Source organism: Hydrogenophaga intermedia (genome assembly GCF_000723405.1).
Lineage (GTDB): Bacteria > Pseudomonadota > Gammaproteobacteria > Burkholderiales > Burkholderiaceae_C > Hydrogenophaga > Hydrogenophaga intermedia.
Genome location: NZ_CCAE010000024.1, coordinates 23,299 through 46,288 on the forward strand (window position 1 = coordinate 23,299; position 22,990 = coordinate 46,288).

Annotated in this window: 24 protein-coding genes and 1 tRNA gene; 18 read left to right on the forward strand and 7 right to left on the reverse strand. The window is 69.4% G+C overall.

The annotated features are described in order from the left end of the window. Window positions 1-67: 67 nt before the first annotated feature. The 5 genes from BN948_RS14500 to BN948_RS14520 all read left to right on the forward strand — a co-directional run bounded on the left by BN948_RS14500 (window position 68) and on the right by BN948_RS14520 (window position 3,898). Window positions 68-583, forward strand: coding sequence for a YqaA family protein (locus tag BN948_RS14500; RefSeq protein WP_009517779.1), 516 nt, complete (start codon window positions 68-70; stop codon window positions 581-583). After that, window positions 580-1,746: an MFS transporter gene (locus tag BN948_RS14505; protein ID WP_009517780.1), complete on the forward strand. Its 1,167-nt coding sequence runs from the start codon at window positions 580-582 to the stop codon at window positions 1,744-1,746. Before BN948_RS14500 ends, BN948_RS14505 begins: the two co-directional genes overlap by 4 nt. A 94-nt stretch (window positions 1,747-1,840) precedes the next feature. Further along, window positions 1,841-2,770, forward strand: coding sequence for a hypothetical protein (locus BN948_RS14510; protein WP_009517781.1), 930 nt, complete (start codon window positions 1,841-1,843; stop codon window positions 2,768-2,770). Between the two features lie 250 nt (window positions 2,771-3,020). Next, a complete protein-coding gene (locus BN948_RS14515; protein WP_009517782.1) occupies window positions 3,021-3,497 on the forward strand; it encodes a type III secretion system chaperone in 477 nt (158 codons plus the stop codon). Window positions 3,498-3,535: 38 nt separating this feature from the next. After that, the gene (locus BN948_RS14520; RefSeq protein ID WP_009517783.1) at window positions 3,536-3,898 is read left to right on the forward strand and encodes a hypothetical protein; all 363 of its coding nucleotides are present in this window, start codon (window positions 3,536-3,538) and stop codon (window positions 3,896-3,898) included. Window positions 3,899-3,978: 80 nt separating this feature from the next. On the opposite strand, the gene ychF is transcribed toward BN948_RS14520, so the two are convergent. After that, window positions 3,979-5,070 (reverse strand): redox-regulated ATPase YchF, encoded by a 1,092-nt coding sequence (gene ychF, locus BN948_RS14525; protein WP_009517784.1) that lies wholly within the window; start codon window positions 5,068-5,070, stop codon window positions 3,979-3,981. A 96-nt stretch (window positions 5,071-5,166) separates the two neighbouring features. Further along, window positions 5,167-6,066 carry a LysR substrate-binding domain-containing protein gene (locus BN948_RS14530; RefSeq protein ID WP_009517785.1) on the reverse strand — a complete coding sequence of 300 codons (900 nt, stop codon included), beginning with the start codon at window positions 6,064-6,066 and terminating at the stop codon, window positions 5,167-5,169. Between the two features lie 105 nt (window positions 6,067-6,171). Here BN948_RS14530 and BN948_RS14535 point away from each other — a divergent pair, with 105 nt between their 5' ends. The 5 genes from BN948_RS14535 (at window position 6,172) to BN948_RS14555 (ending at window position 11,563) form a co-directional block, all read left to right on the forward strand. Beyond that, a complete protein-coding gene (locus tag BN948_RS14535; RefSeq protein ID WP_009517786.1) occupies window positions 6,172-7,152 on the forward strand; it encodes a tripartite tricarboxylate transporter substrate binding protein BugE in 981 nt (326 codons plus the stop codon). Window positions 7,153-7,155: 3 nt separating this feature from the next. Then, on the forward strand, window positions 7,156-8,013 hold the full coding sequence (locus BN948_RS14540) for an N-formylglutamate amidohydrolase (protein WP_009517787.1): 858 nt from the start codon (window positions 7,156-7,158) through the stop codon (window positions 8,011-8,013). Between the two features lie 97 nt (window positions 8,014-8,110). Continuing rightward, complete coding sequence (locus BN948_RS14545) at window positions 8,111-8,584, forward strand: (2Fe-2S)-binding protein (protein ID WP_009517788.1); 474 nt, start codon at window positions 8,111-8,113, stop codon at window positions 8,582-8,584. After that, window positions 8,581-10,638: a xanthine dehydrogenase family protein molybdopterin-binding subunit gene (locus tag BN948_RS14550; RefSeq protein WP_009517789.1), complete on the forward strand. Its 2,058-nt coding sequence runs from the start codon at window positions 8,581-8,583 to the stop codon at window positions 10,636-10,638. Before BN948_RS14545 ends, BN948_RS14550 begins: the two co-directional genes overlap by 4 nt. A 4-nt stretch (window positions 10,639-10,642) precedes the next feature. Next, complete coding sequence (locus tag BN948_RS14555; RefSeq protein ID WP_009517790.1) at window positions 10,643-11,563, forward strand: helix-turn-helix transcriptional regulator; 921 nt, start codon at window positions 10,643-10,645, stop codon at window positions 11,561-11,563. Here the strand turns inward: BN948_RS14555 and BN948_RS14560 are convergent. After that, window positions 11,538-12,422: an MOSC domain-containing protein gene (locus BN948_RS14560; protein ID WP_009517791.1), complete on the reverse strand. Its 885-nt coding sequence runs from the start codon at window positions 12,420-12,422 to the stop codon at window positions 11,538-11,540. The genes BN948_RS14555 and BN948_RS14560 overlap by 26 nt on opposite strands. 76 nt (window positions 12,423-12,498) lie before the next feature. Here BN948_RS14560 and BN948_RS14565 point away from each other — a divergent pair, with 76 nt between their 5' ends. The 3 genes from BN948_RS14565 to BN948_RS14575 are packed head-to-tail and all read left to right on the forward strand — an operon-like array spanning window position 12,499 to window position 16,198. Then, window positions 12,499-13,635, forward strand: a complete 1,137-nt coding sequence (locus BN948_RS14565) for an FAD-dependent monooxygenase (protein ID WP_009517792.1) — start codon at window positions 12,499-12,501, stop codon at window positions 13,633-13,635. Window positions 13,636-13,679: 44 nt separating this feature from the next. After that, window positions 13,680-14,399, forward strand: a complete 720-nt coding sequence (locus BN948_RS14570) for a DsbC family protein (protein ID WP_009517793.1) — start codon at window positions 13,680-13,682, stop codon at window positions 14,397-14,399. After that, window positions 14,396-16,198, forward strand: a complete 1,803-nt coding sequence (locus tag BN948_RS14575; RefSeq protein WP_009517794.1) for a M61 family metallopeptidase — start codon at window positions 14,396-14,398, stop codon at window positions 16,196-16,198. Before BN948_RS14570 ends, BN948_RS14575 begins: the two co-directional genes overlap by 4 nt. Window positions 16,199-16,221: 23 nt before the next feature. On the opposite strand, the gene BN948_RS25720 is transcribed toward BN948_RS14575, so the two are convergent. From BN948_RS25720 to BN948_RS14595, 4 genes are all read right to left on the reverse strand, one after another. Then, a complete protein-coding gene (locus tag BN948_RS25720) occupies window positions 16,222-16,740 on the reverse strand; it encodes a hypothetical protein (RefSeq protein WP_009517795.1) in 519 nt (172 codons plus the stop codon). 98 nt (window positions 16,741-16,838) lie between these two features. Then, window positions 16,839-18,134 (reverse strand): phenylacetate--CoA ligase PaaK, encoded by a 1,296-nt coding sequence (gene paaK, locus BN948_RS14585; RefSeq protein WP_009517796.1) that lies wholly within the window; start codon window positions 18,132-18,134, stop codon window positions 16,839-16,841. Next, on the reverse strand, window positions 18,131-18,532 hold the full coding sequence (paaI, locus tag BN948_RS14590; RefSeq protein ID WP_411914400.1) for a hydroxyphenylacetyl-CoA thioesterase PaaI: 402 nt from the start codon (window positions 18,530-18,532) through the stop codon (window positions 18,131-18,133). Before paaI ends, paaK begins: the two co-directional genes overlap by 4 nt. A gap of 38 nt (window positions 18,533-18,570) precedes the next feature. Next, on the reverse strand, window positions 18,571-19,365 hold the full coding sequence (locus BN948_RS14595) for an enoyl-CoA hydratase-related protein (protein ID WP_009517798.1): 795 nt from the start codon (window positions 19,363-19,365) through the stop codon (window positions 18,571-18,573). Between the two features lie 119 nt (window positions 19,366-19,484). Between BN948_RS14595 and BN948_RS14600 the strand changes: the two genes are divergently transcribed. The 5 genes from BN948_RS14600 to miaB all read left to right on the forward strand — a co-directional run bounded on the left by BN948_RS14600 (window position 19,485) and on the right by miaB (window position 22,979). Beyond that, the gene (locus BN948_RS14600) at window positions 19,485-20,267 is read left to right on the forward strand and encodes an enoyl-CoA hydratase (RefSeq protein WP_009517799.1); all 783 of its coding nucleotides are present in this window, start codon (window positions 19,485-19,487) and stop codon (window positions 20,265-20,267) included. Window positions 20,268-20,312: 45 nt separating this feature from the next. Continuing rightward, window positions 20,313-20,389: transfer RNA gene (locus BN948_RS14605), tRNA-Met, on the forward strand. A gap of 62 nt (window positions 20,390-20,451) precedes the next feature. Further along, on the forward strand, window positions 20,452-21,012 hold the full coding sequence (locus BN948_RS14610) for a YaeQ family protein (protein WP_009517801.1): 561 nt from the start codon (window positions 20,452-20,454) through the stop codon (window positions 21,010-21,012). A gap of 51 nt (window positions 21,013-21,063) precedes the next feature. After that, the gene (locus BN948_RS25725; RefSeq protein ID WP_009517802.1) at window positions 21,064-21,543 is read left to right on the forward strand and encodes a hypothetical protein; all 480 of its coding nucleotides are present in this window, start codon (window positions 21,064-21,066) and stop codon (window positions 21,541-21,543) included. A gap of 65 nt (window positions 21,544-21,608) precedes the next feature. After that, window positions 21,609-22,979 carry a tRNA (N6-isopentenyl adenosine(37)-C2)-methylthiotransferase MiaB gene (gene miaB / locus BN948_RS14620; RefSeq protein ID WP_009517804.1) on the forward strand — a complete coding sequence of 457 codons (1,371 nt, stop codon included), beginning with the start codon at window positions 21,609-21,611 and terminating at the stop codon, window positions 22,977-22,979. Window positions 22,980-22,990: the final 11 nt, after the last annotated feature.

The window sequence follows — 22,990 nt, forward strand, 5'->3', positions numbered from 1 at the left end:
GGCGCGGGCTTGCGAGCACACACGCAGGGGTGGAATATCAGGCATCAGCTCGAGAGGATAGGAATCGATGACAGAATCCGCGCGCCCCCCCGCCGCGTCCATGCCCTCCTGGTTCCAGCACCTCGCCCAACTGCTCGCCCTGCCCGAGTACGGCCTGACGACCGTCTTCGTCGTGGCCTTCGTTTCGGCCACGCTGCTGCCCATGGGCTCCGAGCCCGCGGTGTTCGGGCTCATCAAACTTAATCCCGAGCTGTTCTGGCCGGCCGTGCTGGTGGCCACCGCGGGCAACACCCTGGGTGGCGCGGTGAGTTGGGCCATGGGCCTGGGCACCCACCGGCTGGTGGACCGCGCGCGCGGCAACAGCACCGAACTGCGCGCACTGCATTGGCTTGAGCGCTTCGGCCCCAAGGCCTGCCTGTTGAGCTGGCTGCCCGTGGTGGGCGATCCGCTGTGCGCGGTGGCTGGCTGGCTGCGCTTCCCGTTCTGGCCATGCCTGGCCTACATGGCGATCGGCAAGTTCGTGCGCTACCTGTGCATGACCGCGGCGCTGCTCTGGTTCTTTCCCGAAAGGCTTGCCCTGTGAGTCGCAACGCCCTGCCCCACAGCCTGTGGGCGCTGATGGTCGGTAACTTCGTCATCGGCACCGGCGTGATGGTGGTGCCGGGCACGCTCAACGACATCAGCCAATCACTGGCCATTTCGGTGCCACAGGCGGGGCAACTGATCACGGCCGCCGCCATTCTGATGGGCCTGGGCGCGCCGCTGTTCGCCGGCCTCGTGGCGGGCTGGGACCGGCGCCGCCTGCTCACGTGGTCCTTGATCTGGTATGGCCTGCTGCACGCCGCCTGCGCGCTGGCACCGAACTACGCCGCGCTGCTGCCCTTGCGCGTGTTGGCCGTGGTCTCGCCGGCCGTGTTCACGCCGCAGGCGGCGGCCTGCATCGGCCTGCTGGTGCCGCCGGAGCAGCGCGGTCGAGGCATCACCTTCGTGTTTCTGGGCTGGTCGGTGGCGTCGGTGATGGGCATGCCGCTGTCGGCCTGGATCAGTGGTGTGCTGGGCTGGCGCTGGGCCTTCGGGCTGGTGGCCGTGATGGCGCTGGTGGTCAGCGTCTGGGTGTGGCGCGCCGTGCCCAACGGTGTGCGGCCTGCCGCGCTGTCCCGCGAATCCTGGGGCCAGGCCCTGGGTTCGGCGCCGCTGATGATGGCCATCGGCGTGACGCTGCTGTCGGCGTTCTCGCAGTTCACGCTGTTTTCGTACTTCGCGCCTTACTTTGCGCAGACGCATGCGCTGGGTGGCGGCGGTTTGTCGCTGCTCTTCCTGTGGTTCGGCGCGTTCGGCCTACTGGGCAACGTGCTGGTTTCGCGGTCCATCGACCGCATGGGTGCGCCGCGCGCCGTGCTGCTCACCTTGAGCCTGATCGCCTTGTCTTTGCTGGCCTGGCCGCTGGGGCGTTCATCCATCTGGATGCAGGCCCTCGTCCTGATTCCCTGGGCGCTGGGGTGTTTCTCGGCCAACTCGGCTCAGCAGGCGCGGCTGGTGCAGATGTCGCCCGTCCTGGCACCTGCGACAGTCGCGCTCAATTCCTCGGCCATGTACAGCGGGCAGGCGCTGGGGGCGGGCCTGGGCGGCCTGTTGATTGCCCAAGGCCACATGCTCGAACTGCATCGGGTGGGGCTGTGCGTGGCGGTCTTGGCCATCGGGATGAGCCTGCTGGCGACACCGCGCGGGCGTTCGCCTGTGAGATGAACCAATTCTGACGGACCGTTCCTCAGCACCAGCACTCGCCATCGACATCGACATCGCTGGTACTTCTGTCAATCCGACATCTCAAAGACCGACCATGACACGCATTGCCTCCTATTTCAGAGCGCCCACCAAACCGAAGGTTGCGGATCGTGCTGACCGCCAGGCCTTGAAGCGCACAGTGATCGACTCCAAAACCGGAGAGATCAACTTCGATCATCTGAACAAGCTGCTGGGTCATTACCCGAACGCCCGAACGCTGTACGCCAAGAAGGACTGGCTGGGTCGGCTCTATGTTTCATTTAACGAGCCAGAGGACGGCAAGTACGAATATGCGGACAAGAAAGCGCTGGGTACCCTCGCCAAGCTTGGCCTGACGGACAGCTTCGTTGGCTACAAGCAAGCAGTCTTCGATGCCAAGCAAGATCTGCTTAGCAACCTCAACAGCCATGGCGGAGGCTTTGAGGTCACCTCCAAGTTCCGCCAAGCAGCCCTCACGCTAGAAAAGGCGCAGAAAGACGGCCCGGCGAAACAGGAAACCGCGCCGCCTGCTCCCGCGTCGCAGAATTCGCAGCCTAATTCGACGACCGCAACCTCACTCAGTATGTCCGGGCACGAACTCAAGATCGAAACACCCGCGCCAACAGTGGTAGCCATCGAGCCGATCAAGACCCAGGCGTCCGATACCCCCACCATCGACGCCGAAGATCTGGATTTGATGGATGCAATCGACAACGCCATTTCTGTACTCGATGCACGAACGGCGTTTGCGATTCAAAAGACGAACAGCGAGGTGTCGGATTCACTTGTGGATGGAGGTCGCCTCCCATTCGCGCGCACGCTGCTGAGCAATCTGCCGCAGCCGCCAGAGGTGGCAAACGATCAGCCCCTGAGTGATCTGGACAAACTGAACTACTACTTGGACAAAACCAACCTGCTGAAACAAGTCGGCAAAGGTGATCACCATGCGCTGACCGAATACCGAAGCGAACTGCTGAAAGCCGAGGAAAAGCAGCAGGCCATCTGATCAGCACCCGCAAATGGACGGCATCGCGACCCCGATTCGTCCCACAGCATGGCGTGGCGCCTTTACAAGAGGCGGCCACGCTTTGTCAGTTCCAGACCTGCCTCAAAACCTCGTCCACCCCGAGCGCAGAACACATCTCGCCTTTGTCGCCAGTATCGATCAATCGACCTAGCCCCCGGCCACGCCGAACCAATCACCCGGCCCCGGTACTCAAGCCAGCACATCCCCTGCCACCGACCGCCGAGGCCCCATGACCGAACTCCGCACCCCCGAAGACGCTGCCGCCTGCCTGGTGGCCGCGGCCGAACACAGCGAGGCCGTCGAGGCCGTGGTCGAACTGCGCGAAGCCACTTGGCTGGTGCACCTGGAGACCGGCGGCGAGTGCGTGGTGGAGTGGGCACAGCACCCCACCCGCCTGGTGCTCACCACGGCGCTGGGTGAACCTTCGGAAGCCGCGCGGCCCAAGGTGCATTCGGCCGCGCTAACCTTCAACCTGCTGTGGGGCGAACTGGGCAGCATGCGCCTGGCCAAGGACGACGAGGACGAGACCCTGCTCCTGATCAACGACGTGTTCCTGGAGGACGAGTCGAACCGGCACATCGTGCTGGCCAATGAGCTGCTGCGACTGGAAGGCCTGCGGCTGCTGTGGACCATGTACATCGAGGGAGCGGATTCGTCCAACAGCGAAGTGCCCAAAGTTCCGAGCGCCATGTTGACGCGCGCCTGAGTCGTGCCGATGCTCACTCATCTTTATTGAGGCCCCGCATGTCCACCAATACGCCCGCTTCCGATGACGCGACCGCAGCGCCCGCCAATGAAGAGGCGGATCAGCCCACACCGGCCACCACTCCCGCCCGCGGCAACCTGATCTTCCGCCGCCCCGGCGTGGCGCCGTCCGTAGCGGTCAACCCCAGAGACAGCGCCCGCCGCGAATGGCTGCTGGACCACGTGGCGCGACGCCAGGCGCGGCGCGACGCCACGGTGGCCTTGATGCGCAGCAGTCACCTGGCCGACGCGGCGGCGGCCGATCCGCAACTGCAATCGGAACTGAGCCGTCTGATGGCCTTCCTGCGCGATGCACCAGGCTCGGCCGGGCACGATCCCGAGGACTGCGCGGACGATCGCTGAACACCGCCGCTTCCCCGAAAAGAACAAGGGCCCGTTTCAGGGCCCTTGTCATTGGTTCATCGCAGCGCAGGCGATGTCTCTCAGCCCGAGAACAGGAAGTTCATGACGTCGCCGTCCTTGACGACGTAGTCCTTGCCCTCGGCGCGCATCTTGCCCGCCTCCTTCGCGCCTTGCTCGCCGCCGTGCGCGATGTAGTCGTCGAAGGCAATGGTCTGGGCGCGGATGTAGCCCTTTTCGAAGTCGGTGTGGATCACACCGGCGGCCTGGGGGCCCGTGTCACCCACGTGGATGGTCCAGGCGCGCACTTCCTTCTCGCCAGCGGTGAAGTAGGTCTGCAGGCCCAGCAGGCCATAGGCTGCGCGAATGAGGCGGTGCAGGCCGGGCTCCTCAAGGCCCATCTCCTCGAGGAACATCTGGCGGTCCTCGTCGTTCATCTCGGCCATCTCGGCTTCGAGCTTGGCGCAAATGGCCACCACTGGCGCCTGCTGGGCCTCGGCGTACGCCTTCAGGCGATCGAGCAGCGGGTTGTTCTCGAAACCGTCCTCGGCCACGTTGGCCACGAACATCGCGGGCTTGGCGGTGATGAGGAACAGGGGTTTGATCAGCGCGCGGTCTTCCTTGGAGAGGTCGAGCGTGCGCACGGGCCTGGCTTCGTTCAAGGCGGCCTGGCATTTCTCCAGCACCACCAGCAGCTTCTGCGCTTCCTTGTCGCCGGCACGCGCGGTCTTCTGCGCGCGCTGCACGCTCTTCTCGACCGTGGACAGGTCGGCCAGGCAGAGTTCGGTCTGGATCACCTCGATGTCGGCGATCGGGTCGACCTTGCCAGCCACGTGGATGACGTTCGGGTCTTCGAAGCAGCGCACCACGTTGACGGTGGCGTCGGTCTCGCGGATGTGCGCGAGAAACTGGTTGCCCAGACCCTCGCCCTTGCTGGCGCCGGCCACCAGGCCCGCGATGTCCACGAACTCGACGATGGCGGGCACGATGCGCTGCGGTTGAACCACCTTCGCAAGTTGCGCCAGGCGCGGATCGGGCACCTCGACCACGCCCGTGTTGGGCTCGATGGTGCAGAACGGGTAGTTCTCGGCCGCGATGCCGGCCTTGGTGAGGGCGTTGAAGAGCGTGGACTTGCCCACGTTGGGCAGGCCCACGATGCCGCATTTCAAGCTCATGACGTGGGTGGGGGGTGGTGGCGCGCCGGGGATGCCTTCCCCTTGGCGCCGGGAGAAGGGGACGCTGATTGTACTGAGCGTGTACCAAGCGGGCGTTCAGGCCCCGCCTCGGGCGGCCTGCGCGCGCACCCAGCTTGCGAAGGCCTGCGCGGCCGCCGAGTCGGCGGCCGCGCGCAGGCGGCACAGGTAGTAGCCCCGGTCGGTGGTGGCGGCGCCCGCCACCGGCATCACCAACCGGCCAGCCGCCAGTTCGCTCTGCACCATGCAGCGCTGGACCACCGCCACGCCCATGCCCGAACGGGCTGCCTCGATCAGGTTCATCACCAGGTCGAAGCCGGTGCCGCGCCAGTTCGCGGGCAGGTGGGCGCCCACGGCGTCGGCCCACAACCCCCAGTTGTCCCGGTAGTTGCTGTGGTAGAGCTTGGGCAGGCCCAGCAGCGCGTCCGCGCCCTCGACGCCCTGCGCCAGCGCGGGCGCGCACACCGCCACGATCTCGCGCCCGATGAGGTACTGCGCCGCCACCTGCCGGGGCCAGCGCCGCCGCGCACCGGTCTTGAGCGCGAGCCACAGGTCCACGTCGGCGCGGGTGAAGTCTTCGTCGTGGTGGTATTGGCGGAACTCGATGTCGATGTCCGGGTGCGCCTGGCGGAACGACTCCAGGCGCGGCAGGAGCCACAGGTTGCCCAGGCTGGGCACCACGGACAGGCGCAGGCGCCGGGTCTCGGGCCGGGCGCGCACACGGCCCGCGGCGGCTTCCAGCGCCGCCACTGGCGCCTCCACCTGGCCACGCAGTTCGCCGCCCGCCGCCGTGAGGCGCACGCCGCTGGCCGTGCGATCGAACAGGCGCACGCCGAGGTGGCTTTCTAGCCGGGCCACCGCGCGGCTCACGGCGGCCTGTGTCACGCACAGCTCGTCGGCCGCGCGCCGGAAGCTGCCGTGCCGGACCACCCCCAAGAAGGCGTGCAACTCCACCAGCGAGGGGCTCAGGATGCGCATGGCGGCGATTACATCATGTCATCACCCTCGCCGAAAATGTCGTTTGCCCACCCCTGCCCTCGTCCCTACGCTGCGGCTCCTCATTGCTGACGGAGGAGACACCCCATGAACATGCCCACCCTGCTGCGCGCCGCGCTGACCCTGACCGCCGCGCTGGCCCTGGGCAGCGCCCAGGCGCAGGCCCCTTACCCGAACCGCCCGATCAAGCTGGTCGTGCCCTTCGCGCCCGGCGGCTCCACCGACCTGGCCGCGCGCCTGGTGGCCGAATACGGCAGCCGCGAACTGGGCCAGTCGATCGTGGTGGAGAACAAGGCCGGTGCCGGCGGCTCCACCGGCATGGAATTCGTGGCGCGCTCGGCCCCCGACGGCTACACCCTGGGCATGGCCACGGTCAGCACGCACGGCAGCAACCCGGCGGTGTACGGCAACCGGCTGCGTTACGACCCGGTGAAGGACTTTGCGCCGATCACCAACGTGGCGACCACGCCCAGCGTGTTCGCGGTGCACCCGAGCACGCCAGCGAACACCATGAAGGAGTTCATCGCCCTGGCCCAGGCCAACCCCGGCAAATACAGCTTCGCCTCGCCCGGCATGGGCTCGCTGGGCCACGCCAACATCGAGCACTTCATGGCCCTGGCGAAGTTCCAGTTGCTGCACATCCCCTACAAGGGCGCGGGGCAAGCCATGACGGATGCCCTCTCGGGCCAGGTGACCGCCATTACCGACAACCTGCCGTCGGCACTGACGAACATCCAGTCCGGCAAGCTGCGCGCACTGGCGGTGCTGAGCGAGAAACGCTCGCCCTCGCTGCCGGATGTGCCCACGTACGGCGAGCTCGGATTCCCGCAGATGGGCACGGGCGGCTGGTTCGGCGTCGTGGCGCCGGCGGGCACGCCGCCCGAGGTGGTCGCCAGGCTCAATGCCGCCCTGCACAAGGCCATGAAGATCCCCGCCTTCATCCAGAAGATGGACGAGTCGGGCGCGACGCTGATTCCGGGCACGCCGCAGGCATTCGCCCAGCAGATCCAGCAGGCCATGGAGCGCTACGCGCGCGTGGCGAAGATGGCCAAGATCTCGCTGGACTGATCGATGCCGCTCGACACGCCGTTCACGCTGCACCGTCCACTGACCGCGCCCGTGCCGCTGGTGTGCGACTCGCCGCACAGCGGCACCGACTACCCGGCCGACTACGACCACGCCGTGCCGCGCGCCTTGCTGCGCCGCGGCGAGGACACGCACGTGGACGCGCTGTGGGCGGCGGTGCCCGCGGTGGGCGGCAGCCTGCTGGCCGCCCACTTTCCGCGCACCTACATCGACTGCAACCGCACGGAGGACGACCTCGACGCGGACCTGCTCGATGGCCCCTGGCCGCAGCCGCTGAACCCCGGCGAGAAAACGCGCCTGGGCTACGGCCTGGTCTGGCGCAACATCGCCGCCGACACGCCGATCTATGCCCGCCGGCTCACGGTGTCCGAGGTGCGCGCGCGCATCGAACGCTGCTACCGCCCCTACCACGCGGCGCTGACGCGCTGCATCGAGGACACCGCCGTGCGCTTCGGGGCGGTCTGGCACCTCAACCTGCATTCCATGCCCAACGACGCCTACGAGCGCCTGCGCATCCGCAGCCCGCGCCCGCTGGCGGATTTCGTGCTGGGCGACCGCGACGGCAGCACCTGTGAGCCGGCCTTCGTCGATCTGGTGGAGAGCGGGCTGCGCGCCCGCGGGTACACCGTGGCCCGCAACGACCCGTACAAGGGCGTGCAACTGATCGCACGCATCGGCCAGCCCGCGCGGCGGCGGCACAGCCTGCAGATCGAGATCCGCCGACCGACCTACATGGATGAGGTCACGCGCGAGCGCAACGCCGGCTTCGCCACTGTGCAGCGCGACCTGGGCGACCTGGCCGCCACGCTGGCGCGCTACGCGAGCGAACAGGCCGCCCGCTAAGGCGGCGCACCCGCCACGCGTCACGCGTGGCGTGATCGTTCAAGACGGCGGAGCGGCCGGCGCGCAGCATGCGGGCTCCTCGATTGGGAGACCCGCCATGGAACTCGACATCAACGGACAGCGCCAGGCCATCGCGCCGGCTTGGCGCGACGAGCGACTGCTCTGGGTGCTGCGCGAACACCTGGGCCTCGTGGGCAGCAAGCACGGCTGTGGTGTGGGCCAGTGCGGCGCCTGCACGGTGCTGGTGGACGGCGTGCCGGCGCGCAGTTGCCTGCTGCCGGTCAGCGCCGCCGCCGGCCGACGCATCACCACCGTGGAAGGACTGGCCAGCGCCGGGAAGGGCCTGCACCCCGTCCAGCAGGCCTGGCTCGACGAGCGCGTGCCGCAATGCGGCTACTGCCAGGCCGGCCAGATCGTCGCCGCGGCCGCCCTGCTGCACGAGCACCCGGTGCCCAGCGACGCGCAGATCGACGCCGCGCTGGCCGGGCACCTGTGCCGCTGCGGCACGCAGCAGCGCGTGCGCGCGGCCGTGCACCGCGCGGCCCGCGCGCTGGCCGAGGGCGCGCAATGAAGCGCCGTGGCTTCCTGCAGGCGGGTACGGGCCTTGTGGTGGGCTTCGCCCTGCCGGGCTGCACGTTGCCGGTGTTTCCCAAGCGGCCGGTGTCGGGCTACGAGGACGCGCTCGGCTGGATCCACCATGAGCAGGGGCGCTTCACGCTGCGCCTGCCGCGCGCCGAGATGGGCCAGCAGATCGCAACGGCGCTGCGGCAAGTGGCGGCAGACGAACTGGGCGTGGACGCCCGCAGCGTCGAACTCGTCCTGCCCACCACGGGCGACACGGCCCGTGTGCGCGCCACCGTGGGCAGCGAATCGGTGCGCGACTTCGCGCTGCCCCTGGCCCAGGCCTGCGCCACCTTGCGCGAGGCCCTGGCGCGCGGCGACACGCAGGGGCAACTCGAGGCCGAACCCTTGCCGGCGTCGTCGCTGCGCGCGTTCCGCCGCCGCCCTGAGCCGCGGGCGCCACTGCCGCTCGTGCACGGCCACGAGATCGTCACCGGCGCCCCGCTGTACGTGGCGGACGTTCGGCCTCCCGGCCTGCTGTTCGGTCGCGTGCTGCGCGCACCGACCTCGCCCGAACTCCCGTCGCGGCCCGTGGAGTGGAACGACGCCGCCGCCCGCGCCGTGCCCGGCTTCGTGGCCTTGGTGCGCGACGAGCGCCTGCGTCAGGCTCAGGCCCACGGACTGGGCCTCGTGGCGCGCACACCGGGCGCGCTCGACCGCATCGAGGCCGCCCTGTCCGTGCGCTGGCAAAGTAAGAGTGGTGGCCACGACGGCGCCAGCGTCGCGCGGCTGCTCGACGTCGACACGCACCGCGCGCGCGGGCGCCTGCCGCACGAGGTGCTGGACGCGGGCCGCGTGGACGAAGGCGCGGCCTGGGACGTCGATCTGCGCATCGACATTCCCTTCGCGGCCCACGCCGCCATCGAGCCGCGCGCGGCGGTAGCCGCGCCGGGTGCTGACGGCACGCTTGATCTGTGGGTCGGCTCGCAGGACGCCTGGTACCAGCGCGACGTGGTGAGCCAGACCCTGGGCCTCGACGCGCAGCGCGTGCGCGTGCACCCCTGCCGCGTGGGCGGCGCCTTCGGCGGCAAAACGATCTGCACGGTGGAACTTGAGGCCGCGTTGCTGTGCGAAGCCGTGCGCGCGCCCGTGAAGGTGCAATGGACCCGCACGCAGGAGTTGCGCCAGGGCTTCCACCGCCCGCCTTCCAGCCACCGCCTGCGCGCACGCCTTCGCGAGGGGCGGCTGGTCGACTGGCAGCACCACTTCGCCAGCAGCCACATCCTGTTCACCTCGGCCGGCGTGCCGGCCTGGCTGCAGCGCATCACCGACACCGTGGCCGGCGACCCCGGCGTGGCGCGCGGCGCCGCGCTGCCCTACCGCGTGCCGAACACCGACGTGCGCTTCGCGCTGGTACGCCTGCCGGTGTTCACCGGCCCCTGGCGCGGGCTGGGCGCGGGGCCGAACGGCCTGGCCATCGAGTCCGCCATCGACGAGTGCGCGCACGCCGCCGGGCTGGACCCGGTCGCCTTCCACCTCGACCACCTCACCGATGCGCGCCTGGCGCGCACGCTGCGCGCCGCCGTGGCCGCCGCGCCACCCGCGCCAAGCGGCCCGCGCAGTGGACGCGGCGTGGCCTGCGGCACCTACAAGCAGCTCAGCCACGCAGCCGTGGTGGCCGACGTGCAGGTGGCGCCCGACGGCACGGTGCGGATCACGCGCCTGGGCTGCGCACACGACAGCGGTCACCTCATCGACCCCGACACGGTGCGCGCCCAGTGCGAAGGCAACCTCGTGTGGGGCTTGGGCATGGCCTTGAGCGACGCGCTGGAGGTGGCCGCGGGTGGCGTGAGCAGCGACAGCTTCGCCAGCGCGCCCATCCCCCGCATCCACGACCTGCCGCCGCTGGACGTGGTGCTGATCGACGAAGGCGAGGCGCCGGGCGGCGCGGGCGAAACGATCATCGTCGCCGCGGCGGCGGCGATCGCCAACGCCGTGCGCGCCGCCACCGGCCACCGGGTCACGCGATTTCCCATCAACCCGGCCGTTCTGGCGCAGACTTGAGCCCATGGACGATTTCGCGCCGGCCGCGATGATGCGCGTGGTGCACCAGGGCCTGCGCCGCCAGGGCCTGGCACTACCCCCCGCCGCGCCCAGCCACCTGGGCCGCGTGGCGCTGCCCGACAAGCGCGCGCGCCTGCAGGCCGTGTGGCAGGCGCATGGCCCCGGCGTCATCGCGCGCCTGGGCGAAGCCGTGCACGACCTGCCGGACGACCCCCTGCTCACCGCCTTCGCCCCGGCGCGCGACCCGTTCGATCTGCTGGAACGCTGGCAGCGGCTGGAGCGCTTCGTGCACTCGCGCCACCGCGTCGAGGTGCGCGCCACCGGGCCAGCGGCGCTGAGCCTGCGCCACCTGTCGCTGCGCCGCGCGGAGCCGCCCACCGACGCCGAGGACCTGCTGGTCGTCGGCCTGCTGCTGGCGCTGACGCAGCGGCTGGGTATATCGGGTCTGCGCGCGCGGCCATGCGGTACGCGGTCCTGGCTGTTCGACGATGGCTGGCGCGCCACGCGCTGGCCCCCGCCACTGCACGCCTGGGAATGGGAATGGCGTGGCACCACGCGGCCGCCGGCCGCCGATGCATCGCACACGCCGCTCAACCTGCTTCAAGCCGACCCGGCGCGTGGCTGGACGCTCGCGCGCCTGTCGCAGGCCATGGGCCTGGCGCCGCGCACCCTGCAGCGCCGACTCGCCGACCAGGGCGCGCACTTCAGTGGCCTGCTCGTGCAGGCGCGCCTGAACCATTCGGCGCACCATCTCGCCAGCGGTGCGACCTCACTCGCCGAGGTGGGTTACCTCAGCGGTTTTGCCGACCAGCCGCACTTCACGCGGCAGTTTCGCGCCCACACCGGCCTCACCCCGGCGCAGTTCCGCGACCAGTTCGGCACCGGGGCGCCAGGCCCGCTCAGTCGAAGCGCCAGTCCCCGCTGACGCGCTGCCCCACGCGCAGCATCCGGCCATCGCCTTCCAGCACGATGGCGTTCATGCCGAAAGTGATGGCGCCGCCCACGCGCGGGTCCGCGCGGTAGCCGCGCAGCGCGTCGCCCACCACGTGGCCGGGCAGCGCGGAATCGGGGTCGACGTCGGGGATCGGGCAGCGCGCGCAAGGCTTCACCGGTTCGATCACGGCCGGGCCGTCGTCGGTGGTGATGGTCAGCGCGCCCACGCGGTCCTCGTCGTGCGACTGCAGGCCGCCGAGCACGATGTTCGGCCGCACGCGGCGCTGGTCCACCGGCGCGTGGCCATCACCCACCAGGCGGGCGTTGAGTTCGTCCAGCGAGGCGGCGCTGGTCAGCAGCACCGCGAAGCCGTCGGCGAACTGGGTAGCGGCCTCGCGGCCACCGGTCCACTTCGGGTCGCTGGGGCGGCGCACCTCGGGGTCAAAGCGCGCCAGGCGCAGGCGTTTGAGCGAATCGGGCGCGTCCGGCCCCAGGAAATCGCTGAACCACTGGGCCGCGATGTCGCCCATGTCGTAGGCCTCGACGGTGTCGTTCCACACGCGCACCGTGGCCGGGTCCTCGGCTGCGTCCAGCGCCAGATGCAGCGACAGCATGCCCGGCGCGCGCAGCACCAGTTGCCCCAACTTGAAGCTGGGCTGGATCAGCGCCATGCGCGGCAGTTCGCGCTGCGTCACGAATTCGCCTTGTTGGTCGACCACCATCCAGGCCCGGTCGTAGAGCAGGCCGGTGTCGGTCAGCTCGGCTTCTTCCAGGCGCACCCCGGCGCAGGATTTGACGGGGTAGATCCAGAGTTGCTCGATGGTGGCCTGGACGTCGTCGGTGTCGCTCATGGTGGCTGATGGGATGGATGCGGGGTATCGGTATCGGCGAAACGCCGGATTGTGCCGCGCTCCTAGAATCCCGCTCATGCCCAGTTCATCCTCCCCCCGACGCGCCGACGTGGCCATCCGCGGCGCCGGCGTGGTGGGCCAGGCGCTGGCCCTGCTGCTCGCGCAAGACCGCCTGCGCGTGGCCCTGGTGGCCCCCGAATCCCCTCCCCGCGCCCACGACGTGCGCGCCTACGCCCTGAACAAGGCCTCGCGCGAGCTGCTCGTGTCCCTGCGCGCCTGGCCCGACGCCGTGCCCGGCGCCGTGACGCCCGTGCGCGCCATGCAGGTCTGGGGCGACGACGGCGGGCAACTGGGTTTCGACGCGGGCGAATTGGGCGCCGAGGCCCTGGCCTGGATCGTGGACGTGCCCGCGCTGGAACAGCGCCTGGCCGACGCGGTGGGCTTCGCCGCCGGCGTCGAACGGGTCAACGAGGCCCCGCCCGCCCGCCTGACGGTGGTGTGCGAGGGCCGCCACAGCGCCACCCGGGAGGCCCTGGGCATCGACTACGACACCCACGCCTACCCTCACAAGGCCCTGGCCGCGCGGCTGCGCGCCGAACAGCCGCACGGCGGCGTGGCGCGCCAGTGGTTCGCCCACGGCGAGGTGCTGGCCCTGCTGCCCATGGGCGGCGCCGACGGCCACGAACTCGCCCTGGTGTGGTCGCTGCCGGCGCAGCAGGCCGACGAATGGCTCAAGGCCGAGCCCGCGGCCTTCGCCGAGGCCGTGCAGGCGCGCAGCGCCCAGGCCCTGGGCGCCCTCACGCCGTTGGCCCCGGCGCAGGCCTGGCCACTGCAGCTCTCCCGCGCGCAGCGCTGGTTCACCCATACCCCGCAGGGCGCCGTGGCCCTGGCCGGCGACGCCGCCCACGCCGTGCACCCGCTGGCCGGCCAGGGCCTGAACCTGGGCCTGGCCGACGCCGCCGAGCTGGCCCGCGTGCTGCACGCCCGCGAGTACTGGCGCGAACTCGGCGACGCCAAACTGCTCAGACGCTACGAACGCGCCCGCGCGGCCGACGTTCAGGCCATGTCCGCCGTCACCGACGGCCTGTTCTCCCTGTTCGGCCTGAGCGATCCGCGCGTGCAGTTGCTGCGCAACCGCGGGCTCGCCGGCTTTCACCGCAGCGGCCCGCTCAAGCGCTGGTTCGCGCGCCAGGCCATGGGCCTGTCGCTCTGAACCGCCACGCCCCCTTCCTACACGGTTTCCCACGAGGCCCATTCATGAAACTCTCGTTCAAGTCCCTATGGCTGCCGCTGCTCGCGTGCCTGGCCTTCGCCGCCTCGGCCAACGAAGCCACCATCCGCAAGAACCTGAGCGAGCGCCTGCCCAACCTGCCGCCCATCGAAGAGGTCAGCAAGACGCCCTTCCCCGGCGTCTGGGAGATCCGCATCAACCGCTCCGAGATCCTCTACTCGGACAGCGAGGGCAACTACCTGATGCAGGGCTCGATCTTCGACACCCGCAACCGCGTGGATCTGACCGAGCAGCGCACGCAGAAACTCAGCGCGGTCGATTTCTCCAGCCTGCCCCTGAAGGATTCGTTCAAGGTGGTGCACGGCAAGGGTACCCGCCAGATCGCCGTGTTCAGCGACCCCAACTGCGGCTACTGCAAGCGGCTGGAGAAAACGCTGGCCGATGTGGAGGACGTGACCATCCACGTGTTCATGTACCCCATCCTCGGCCCCGATTCGGTGAAGAAAGCCCAGTCGCTCTGGTGCGCCAAGGACAAGGGCAAGACCTACCTCGACTGGATGGTGCGCGGCACCGCCATCCCGAACGCCAGTTGCGACACCGCCGCCGTGGAGCGCAACGTGGCCCTGGGGCGTGACCTTCGCATCAACGGCACGCCCACCATCTTCTTCGTCGATGGCACGCGCGTGCCGGGCGCGGTGGATGCGGAGCGCCTGGAGACCCTGCTCAAGAGCGCCAAGGCCAAATGAGCCGAGGGCGCCGTTCCCCGCGCGACGCGGCCGCCGCCGTTCACTACCGCATCGCGGTGGAGAACTCGCACAGCCACCTGTTCACGGTCACGCTCACCGTCGACCAACCCGCCGCCGGGCAGCGCTTCGCGTTGCCGGTGTGGATTCCGGGCAGCTACCTGGTGCGCGAGTTCTCCCAGCACCTGCAGGGCCTGAGCGCACGCCAGGGCGGCCACGAGGTGCCGCTCAAGCAGCTCGACAAACACCGCTGGCAGGCCGACTGCGCCGCAGGCCAGCCGCTGGAACTGCGCTACCAGGTCTACGCCTTCGACGCTTCGGTGCGCACCGCCTTCCTGGACGCCACGCGCGGCTTCTTCAACGCCACCAGCACCTGCCTGCGCGCCATCGGCCTCGAAGACAAACCCCACGCGCTGACGCTCGAGCGCGGCGCCGCGCCTGACGACTGGCAGGCGGTCAGCGGCCTCGGCGCCACGGGCCTGGACGACGACGGCTTCGGCGACTACCTCGCCGCCGATTACGACTACCTCGCCGATTGCCCCTTCACGCTCGGCCGCTTCTTCAGCGCCGAGTTCGTGGCCGGTGGCGTGCCGCACCGCTTCGTGCTCACCGGCGCGGGCGGCTGGGTCGACACCGAACGACTGGTGGAGGACACACGCCGCATCTGCGAGACGCAGATCGCTTTCTGGCACGGCGACGGCGCCCCGCCCTTCGATCGCTACGTCTTCATGCTGCACGCCAGCGGCGACGGCTACGGCGGCCTCGAGCACCGCAACAGCACGGCCCTCATCTGCCAGCGCAACGACCTGCCGCGCGCCGGCGCCAAGGACCGCGCGCTCAAGGCCACCGACGGCTACACCACGCTGCTGGGCCTCATCAGCCACGAGTACTTCCACACCTGGAACGTCAAGCGCCTGCGTCCCAAGGAGTTCGCGCGCTACGGCTACGACAGCGAAAACTACACCGAGCTGTTGTGGTTCTTCGAAGGCTTCACCAGCTACTACGACGACCTGTTCCTGCGCCGCGCGGGCCTGATCGACGACGCCACCTACCTGCAGCTCGTGGCCAAGAACATCAACCAGGTGAACCAGACCCCCGGGCGCCTGCTGCAAAGCGTGGCCCAGGCCAGCTTCGACGCCTGGGTGAAGTACTACCGCATCGGCGAGAACACGCCCAACGCCACCGTGAGCTACTACACCAAGGGCGCGCTGGTGGCGTTGTGCCTGGACCTCACGCTGCGCGATGAGGGCAGCGGCTCGCTGGACGAACTCATGCGCGAGCTCTGGCGCCGCTGCGGGGGCGGCCCCATGCGCGAGAGCGACGTGCGCGCGGCGCTGCGCCGCGTCGGTGGTCGCGCCTACGACGGTGAACTCGCCGCCTGGGTGCACGGCACGGATGACCTGCCCGCGGAGCGACTGCTCAAGGCCCTGGGCGCCAAGGTGCAGCACGACGCCGCGCCGCTCGCCCAGCGCCTGGGCCTGCGCGTGGGCGAAGCGGGCGGCGCGCTCACCATCAAGACCGTGTTGCGGGGTGGCGCCGCCGAGGCCGCCGGCTTCGCGGCGGGTGACGAGTGGCTGGGCGTGGAGTTTGCGCCCGCGCGGCGCGGCGCACCGGCGGAGGCCTGGCGCGTGCACCGCCTGGACGAGGTCGACGCCCTGCGCGGCGAGCGCGTGAAGCTCACGGCCCTGGTCTCGCGCGACCGGCAGATGCTGAGGCTGACGCTGAACTGGCCCGCCGAGCAGCAGGCCCTGCGCCTGGGCGTGGACGATGCCCAGCGCTTGGCGGGGTGGTTGAGCGCCTGAGCGCCACCGTGGTCCGTGCCGCCTCAGGGCAGGCGCGAGGCCACGTCCTGATCGAACTGCGCGACCGTCGCGGCGTTCTTGAAGTTGAGCAGGCCGTCGCGCACGCGCGGCAGGATGGCCTGCAGATCGGCCGGCGTCTTGCAGCCCTCGACGCGCATGGCCAGCGGCTCGCCCATGGGGCCGAGCTGATCGTTGACGAAGCGCACCACCAGGCGGCGCGCGTCGGCGAAAGGCAGTGCCGGCGCGGCGGGCACGGCATCGGTGAGCACGGGCACACCTGACACGGCGCCACCGGCGGCACCGGCGGCACCGTTGAGCGCAGCGCCCGTCGTGGCTGCGTCGCTCTCCACCCAGCCCTGCGCGGCCAGTTGCTCCAGCAAGGGGGCCGCGTCGGCCCCCAGCAGCTTGTCGAACTCGGCCACGCTGCGCTTGCCGTCCACCATGATCAACAGGGAACGCAGGCGCGGGCCGAGGCCGGCGGGGCGGCTGGTCAGGGCCTCGCGGCCCTGGTCCGTCTTGAAGAAGATGAGCTGTTTGTCCATCACATCCCAGGTTTTCGCCGGGAATGTAACGATACCCCCCAGGGGTGACCAGCGGGTTTGACCTCAATTCACCACAAACCCGCCCCCGCCCGTGCGATTCATCTCGGCCGTTGGTCGATCACCCGCTTGGCCTTGCCCTGGCTGCGCTCCACGCCGCCTTCGGCGATCAGCACCACCTCGATGCTGGTGCCCACGAAGGTCTTCACGTCGTGCTGCAGTTCACGCGCGGCGCCGCGCGCCTCCTCGGCCTCGGGCGACAGGCCCGGGCGCGTCTCCACGCGCACGGTCAGGCTGTCCATGGGGCCCTCGCGCGTGAGCACGCACTGGTAGTGCGCGGTCAGCGCGCTGCGCTTGAGGATCAGTTCCTCGATCTGCGTGGGGAACACGTTCACGCCGCGCACGATCATCATGTCGTCGCTGCGGCCCGTGATCTTCTCCATGCGGCGCATGGTGCGCGCCGTACCCGGCAGCAGGCGCGTCAGGTCGCGCGTGCGGTAGCGGATGATCGGCAGCGCCTCTTTCGTGAGGCTGGTGAACACCAGCTCGCCCAGCTCGCCGTCGGGCAGCACCTCGCCGGTCTCGGGGTCGATGATCTCGGGGTAGAAGTGGTCCTCCCAGATGGTCGGGCCGTCCTTGGTTTCCACACACTCGTTGGCCACGCCGGGGCCCATCACCTCGGAGAGGCCGTAGATGTCCACCGCGTCGATGCCCATGCGCTGCTCGATGGCCAGACGCATGTCGTTGGTCCAGGGCTCGGCGCCGAAGATGCCGATGCGAAGGCTGCTCTCGCGCGGGTCCAGGCCCTGGCGCTCGAACTCGTCGGCGATGGCCAGCATGTAGCTCGGCGTGACCATGATGATGTCGGGCCGGAAGTCCTGCATCAGCTGCACCTGGCGCTCGGTCTGGCCGCCGCCGAAGGGCACCACCGTCAGGCCCAGCTTTTCGGCGCCGTAGTGCGCGCCCAGGCCACCGGTGAACAGGCCGTAGCCGTAGCTCACGTGCACCAGGTCGCCAGGGCGCGCGCCGCTGGCGCGGATACTGCGCGCCACCACGTGCGCCCAGGTGTCGATGTCGCGCTGGGTGTAGCCCACCACCGTGGGCTTGCCCGTGGTGCCGCTGCTGGCGTGGATGCGCGCGCAGCGCTCGCGCGGCACGGCGAACATGCCGAAGGGGTAGTTGTCGCGCAGGTCGGCCTTGGTGGTGAAGGGAAACTTCGCCAGGTCGTCGAGCGAGCGGCAGTCGTCCGGGTGCACGCCGGCCGCGTCGAACTTGGCCCGGTACACGGGAGAGTTGGCGTAGGCGTGGGCCAGCGTGGCGCGCAGGCGCTTGAGCTGCAGGCCGCGCAATTCGTCGACGCTGGCCTTTTCGATGGGTTCAAGCGGAAAACTGTTCATGCCTTGGCCTCTTCGGGAAACACATGGCCGGGGATCTGCGCGCTCTTGCCGCGGAACATCGCCACCACCTCGCCGCGCTGGTTGCTGACCTTCATGTCGTAGATGCCGTGGCGGCCCGACAGCGTCTGTTCCACACCCTCGCAGGTGAGCACGTCGCCCGCGTGCGCGGGGCGCAGGAACTCGATGCTGCAGCCGGCGGCCACGGCGTTCTTGTTGTGGCTGTTGCAGGCAAAAGCGAAAGTGGAATCGGCCAGCGTGAAGATGAAGCCGCCGTGGCAGATCTGGTGGCCGTTGAGGTGCAGGGGCTTCACCGCCATGCGCATGGTGGCGCGGCCGGGCCCGCAGGCCAGCAGTTCCATGCCCATGGTGTCCTTGCTTGCCACGTCGACGGCGAACATGGATTCGCCCACACGGGCGGCGCGTTGTTCAGGCGTCATCACTCCCCCTTGAAGCGCGCGGGGCGCTTCTCGCGAAAGGCCATCACGCCCTCGATGTAATCGTGCGTCTTGCCCAGGGCCGACTGCGTGTCGCGCTCGGCGTCGAGTTGTTGCGTGAAGCTGCGCGTGGAGGCGTCGCGCAGCAGGCCACGCGTGGCCACCAAGGCCTTGGTAGGCATGGCCGCGAGCTTGTCGGCCAGAGCCAGGGCGCTGGCCACGCAATCCTCGGCCACGTCCCAGACCATGCCCCAGTCCTTCGCCTGCTGGGCCGGCAGCTTGTCGCCCGTCATGGCCAGAGCCATGGCGCGCGCCAGACCCAGGCGCTCCACCAGCAACCAGCTACCGCCGGCATCGGGGATCAGGCCGATCTTGCTGAAGGCCTGGATGAAGCTGGCGTTGGGCGCGGCGATGGCGATGTCGCAGCACATGGCCATGGAGGCGCCCGCGCCCGCCGCCACGCCATTGACGGCCGCGATGGTGGGCATGCGCAGCGCCATCAGCCGGCGCGCCGTGGGGTTGAAGGCCTGCTCGATCACCGGGCCGGGGTCGGCGCGCTGCACCAGGTCCGGGCCGGGCTCGAAATCGAACTCGGCCAGGTCGGCGCCCGCGCAGAAGCCGCGCCCCGCGCCGGTGATGACCAGCGCACGGACAGCGGCATTGGCCTCGGCGCGGTCCAGCGCGGCCCACAGGTCCCGGTGCATGGCGCGGGTGAAGCTGTTCAGCGCCTCGGGGCGGTTCAGGGTCAGCAGGGCCACGGCCCCGCGTTCCTCGTACACCACGGTGGTGTCGCTCATCGTGTCTCCTCGTTGGGTGGCTGGGCGGCAATTTACCATTAACCAACCGATCGGTCGGCTAATATTTTCCCTGAGGCTATAGTGATTGGTTGGACAGAACCACCACCCCGAGGAGATCCATGAGCACCGCCCCCGAATGCATCACCGTGCGCACCGAAGGCCGCGTCGGCATCGTCACGCTCAACCGCCCCAAGCAGCTCAACGCGCTGAACAACCAGCTCATGGACGAGCTGGGCGCCGCGCTCAAGGCCTTCGACGCCGACGAGAACATCGGCTGCATGATCGTCACCGGCAGCGAGAAGGCCTTCGCCGCGGGCGCCGATATCGGCGCCATGGCGACCTACACCTTCGCTGATGTCTACAAGGGCGACTACATCACCCGCAACTGGGAAACCATCCGCTCGGTGCGCAAGCCCGTGATCGCGGCCGTGAGCGGCTTCGCGCTCGGCGGCGGCTGCGAGCTGGCCATGATGTGCGACTTCATCATCGCCGCCGACAACGCCAAATTCGGCCAGCCCGAGATCAAGCTGGGCATCATCCCCGGTGCCGGCGGCACGCAGCGCCTGCCGCGCGCCGTGGGCAAGTCCAAGGCCATGGACCTGGCGCTCACCGGCCGCATGATGGACGCCACCGAGGCCGAGCGCGCCGGCCTGGTGAGCCGCGTGGTGCCGCTGGACAAGCTCATGGACGAGGCCCTGGGCGCCGCGCTCATCATCTGCGACTTCTCCCAGCTCGCCGTGATGGCGGCCAAGGAATCGGTCAACCGCGCCTTCGAAAGCGGCCTGTCGGACGGCGTGATGTTCGAGCGCCGCATGTTCCACGCCCTGTTCGCCACCCAGGACCAAAAGGAAGGCATGGCCGCGTTCGTGGAAAAGCGCAAACCCGACTTCCGCAACGTCTGAGGCCTTCCAGACCGCCCCGGCGCTTGGGATATAATGCCGGGCTTCGGCGATATAGCTCAGTTGGTTAGAGCGCAGCATTCATAATGCTGATGTCGGTGGTTCAAGTCCACCTATCGCCACCAGATTCGCGAGGCGGGTTCCGGCAACGGAACCCGCCTTTTTCATTCCCGCCGCCCGATCCGCCATGGCCCTCAAGTCCACCGTCTTCAAGGCGAACCTGCAGGTCGCCGACATCGACCACGGCTATTACGCCGACCACGCCCTCACCCTGGCCCGCCACCCCAGCGAGACCGACGAGCGCATGATGGTCCGCCTGGCCGCGCTGGCCCTGAACGCGCACGAACTGGTCGACACCTGCAAGGGCGACGGCACCCTGGCCTTCGGGGCGGGCCTGTCCGACCCGGACGACCCCGACCTGCACCTCACCGACTTCACCGGCCGCAAGCGCCTGTGGGTGGAGGTGGGCCAGCCCGAGGACAAGCCGATGGCCAAGGCCTGCAGCCAGGCCGACGCGGTGCGCGTCTACCCGTTCGGACCCGCGGCCGAGGTCTGGTGGCGCGGCATCGAAGGCAAGCTCACGCGGCTGGACAAATTGCAGGTCTGGCGCCTGCCGGCCGAGGCCGCGCCCGCCCTGGCGGCGCTGGCCGAGCGCAGCATGCAGTTGCAGGCCACCGTGCTCGAAGGCGTGCTCACCTTGAGCAGCGAGCGCGGCAGCGTGAGCCTGGAGCCGATCCGCTGGCGGTGACGTGAGCGCGTGAGACAATCGCGCCCTTCGTTCAGCCTCTGGATCTACACCATGAACCGCTGTCTCAAGCCCCTCACGATCGTGGCCTTGCTGGCCTTCGGTGGCGCCGCCCAGGCGCAATCCGAAGCATCCACCACCAGCACCACCACGACGACCACCACCACGATCCTGCCAGCGCCCGCCATCGGCGCCCAGCCGGGCGTGCGCCAGTTCCCCAGGCAGGCCTTGCGCGGCACCATGACCGTCAAGCAGCCGCCGTACCTCGAGATGGACGATCGGATCACCCGCTTCACGCCCGGCGCACGCATCCTCGACGAAGGCAACCGCATACGACAGTCGGCCGCGCTGGTGAACCGAGAGCTCACGGTCAACTACCTCATGGACCGCCAGGGCCAGGTCACCCAGGTCTGGGTCCTCAACGAGGCCGAGAAGAAGGAACGCCGCCGCACGTTGGGCGTCGAACGCAACTTCGAATTCGAATCGCAGCAGGGCGCGGCCACGCCGACCACCCTGCCCGCGAAAGCCAACTGACCCCACGTGAATACGCGCCCCGCCACGGGGCGCACCGGGCGCACCGCGCCCGCAGGAGCCATGCCATGAGCGAACAGATCCCACACAAAAAGGTGTTCATCAAGACCTTCGGTTGTCAGATGAACGAGTACGACTCGGACAAGATGGCCGACGTGCTGGGCGCGGCCCAGGGCTATGAGCCCACCGACGACCCCGAGCAGGCCGACCTGATCCTCTTCAACACCTGCTCGGTGCGCGAGAAGGCGCAGGAGAAGGTCTTCTCCGACCTCGGCCGCGTGAAGCACCTCAAGCAGAAGGGCGTGCTCATCGGCGTGGGCGGCTGCGTGGCCAGCCAGGAGGGCGAGGCCATCATCCAGCGCGCGCCTTTCGTGGACGTGGTCTTCGGCCCGCAGACCCTGCACCGCCTGCCCGAGCTGCTCGCGCAGCGCGAGCGCCAGGCGAAGCCTCAGGTGGACATCAGCTTCCCCGAAATCGAGAAGTTCGACCACCTGCCTCCCGCCAAGGTGGACGGCGCCTCGGCCTTCGTCTCCATCATGGAAGGCTGCTCCAAGTACTGCAGCTACTGCGTAGTGCCCTACACGCGCGGCGAGGAAGTGAGCCGCCCCTTCGACGACGTGCTGGTGGAGATCGCCGGCTTGGCCGACCAGGGCGTGAAGGAGGTGACGCTGCTGGGCCAGAACGTCAACGCCTACCGCGGCGCCATGGGCGACACGACCGAGATCGCCGACTTCGCCCTGCTCATCGAGTACGTGGCCGAGATTCCTGGCATCGAGCGCATTCGCTACACCACCAGCCACCCCAATGAGTTCACGCCGCGCCTGATCGAGGCCTACGCGAAGGTGCCCAAGCTCGTGAACCACCTGCACCTGCCCGTGCAGCACGGCAGCGACCGCATCCTCATGGCCATGAAGCGCGGTTACACCGCCATGGAATACAAGAGCACGATCCGCAAGCTGCGCGCGATCCGGCCCGATATCTCCATGAGCAGCGACTTCATCGTCGGCTTCCCGGGCGAGACCGAGGACGACTTCAACAAGATGATGAAACTGATCGAGGACGTGGGCTTCGACAGCAGCTTCTCCTTCATCTTCAGCCCGCGCCCAGGCACACCCGCAGCCAACCTCACCGACGACACGCCGCACGAGGTCAAGCTCAAGCGCCTGCAGCACCTGCAGGCCACCATCGAGGCCAACGTGCGCCGCATCAGCGCCAGCCGCGAAGGCACGGTGCAGCGCATCCTGGTGGAAGGCGCCGCGCGCCGCCTGGGGCCGACCGGCGCGCCCGAACTCATGGGCCGCACCGAGTGCAACCGCATCGTCAACTTCGACGGCGGCCCGCAGGGCGCGCGCCTGATCGGTCAGATGCTCGACGTGCGCATCACCCAGGCCCTGCCGCACTCGCTGCGCGGCGAGGTCATGGTGCGCGAAGCCGCCTGAGGCAAGGGAGC

Coding starts and splice junctions, on each gene's coding strand:
- BN948_RS14500 (WP_009517779.1), top strand. CDS start 68: ATGACAGAATCCGCGCGCCCCCCCGCCGCGTCCATGCCCTCCTGGTTC.
- BN948_RS14510 (WP_009517781.1), top strand. CDS start 1,841: ATGACACGCATTGCCTCCTATTTCAGAGCGCCCACCAAACCGAAGGTT.
- BN948_RS14515 (WP_009517782.1), top strand. CDS start 3,021: ATGACCGAACTCCGCACCCCCGAAGACGCTGCCGCCTGCCTGGTGGCC.
- BN948_RS14520 (WP_009517783.1), top strand. CDS start 3,536: ATGTCCACCAATACGCCCGCTTCCGATGACGCGACCGCAGCGCCCGCC.
- ychF (WP_009517784.1), bottom strand. CDS start 5,070: ATGAGCTTGAAATGCGGCATCGTGGGCCTGCCCAACGTGGGCAAGTCC.
- BN948_RS14530 (WP_009517785.1), bottom strand. CDS start 6,066: ATGCGCATCCTGAGCCCCTCGCTGGTGGAGTTGCACGCCTTCTTGGGG.
- BN948_RS14535 (WP_009517786.1), top strand. CDS start 6,172: ATGAACATGCCCACCCTGCTGCGCGCCGCGCTGACCCTGACCGCCGCG.
- BN948_RS14540 (WP_009517787.1), top strand. CDS start 7,156: ATGCCGCTCGACACGCCGTTCACGCTGCACCGTCCACTGACCGCGCCC.
- BN948_RS14545 (WP_009517788.1), top strand. CDS start 8,111: ATGGAACTCGACATCAACGGACAGCGCCAGGCCATCGCGCCGGCTTGG.
- BN948_RS14550 (WP_009517789.1), top strand. CDS start 8,581: ATGAAGCGCCGTGGCTTCCTGCAGGCGGGTACGGGCCTTGTGGTGGGC.
- BN948_RS14555 (WP_009517790.1), top strand. CDS start 10,643: ATGGACGATTTCGCGCCGGCCGCGATGATGCGCGTGGTGCACCAGGGC.
- BN948_RS14560 (WP_009517791.1), bottom strand. CDS start 12,422: ATGAGCGACACCGACGACGTCCAGGCCACCATCGAGCAACTCTGGATC.
- BN948_RS14565 (WP_009517792.1), top strand. CDS start 12,499: ATGCCCAGTTCATCCTCCCCCCGACGCGCCGACGTGGCCATCCGCGGC.
- BN948_RS14570 (WP_009517793.1), top strand. CDS start 13,680: ATGAAACTCTCGTTCAAGTCCCTATGGCTGCCGCTGCTCGCGTGCCTG.
- BN948_RS14575 (WP_009517794.1), top strand. CDS start 14,396: ATGAGCCGAGGGCGCCGTTCCCCGCGCGACGCGGCCGCCGCCGTTCAC.
- BN948_RS25720 (WP_009517795.1), bottom strand. CDS start 16,740: ATGGACAAACAGCTCATCTTCTTCAAGACGGACCAGGGCCGCGAGGCC.
- paaK (WP_009517796.1), bottom strand. CDS start 18,134: ATGAACAGTTTTCCGCTTGAACCCATCGAAAAGGCCAGCGTCGACGAA.
- paaI (WP_411914400.1), bottom strand. CDS start 18,532: ATGTTCGCCGTCGACGTGGCAAGCAAGGACACCATGGGCATGGAACTG.
- BN948_RS14595 (WP_009517798.1), bottom strand. CDS start 19,365: ATGAGCGACACCACCGTGGTGTACGAGGAACGCGGGGCCGTGGCCCTG.
- BN948_RS14600 (WP_009517799.1), top strand. CDS start 19,485: ATGAGCACCGCCCCCGAATGCATCACCGTGCGCACCGAAGGCCGCGTC.
- BN948_RS14610 (WP_009517801.1), top strand. CDS start 20,452: ATGGCCCTCAAGTCCACCGTCTTCAAGGCGAACCTGCAGGTCGCCGAC.
- BN948_RS25725 (WP_009517802.1), top strand. CDS start 21,064: ATGAACCGCTGTCTCAAGCCCCTCACGATCGTGGCCTTGCTGGCCTTC.
- miaB (WP_009517804.1), top strand. CDS start 21,609: ATGAGCGAACAGATCCCACACAAAAAGGTGTTCATCAAGACCTTCGGT.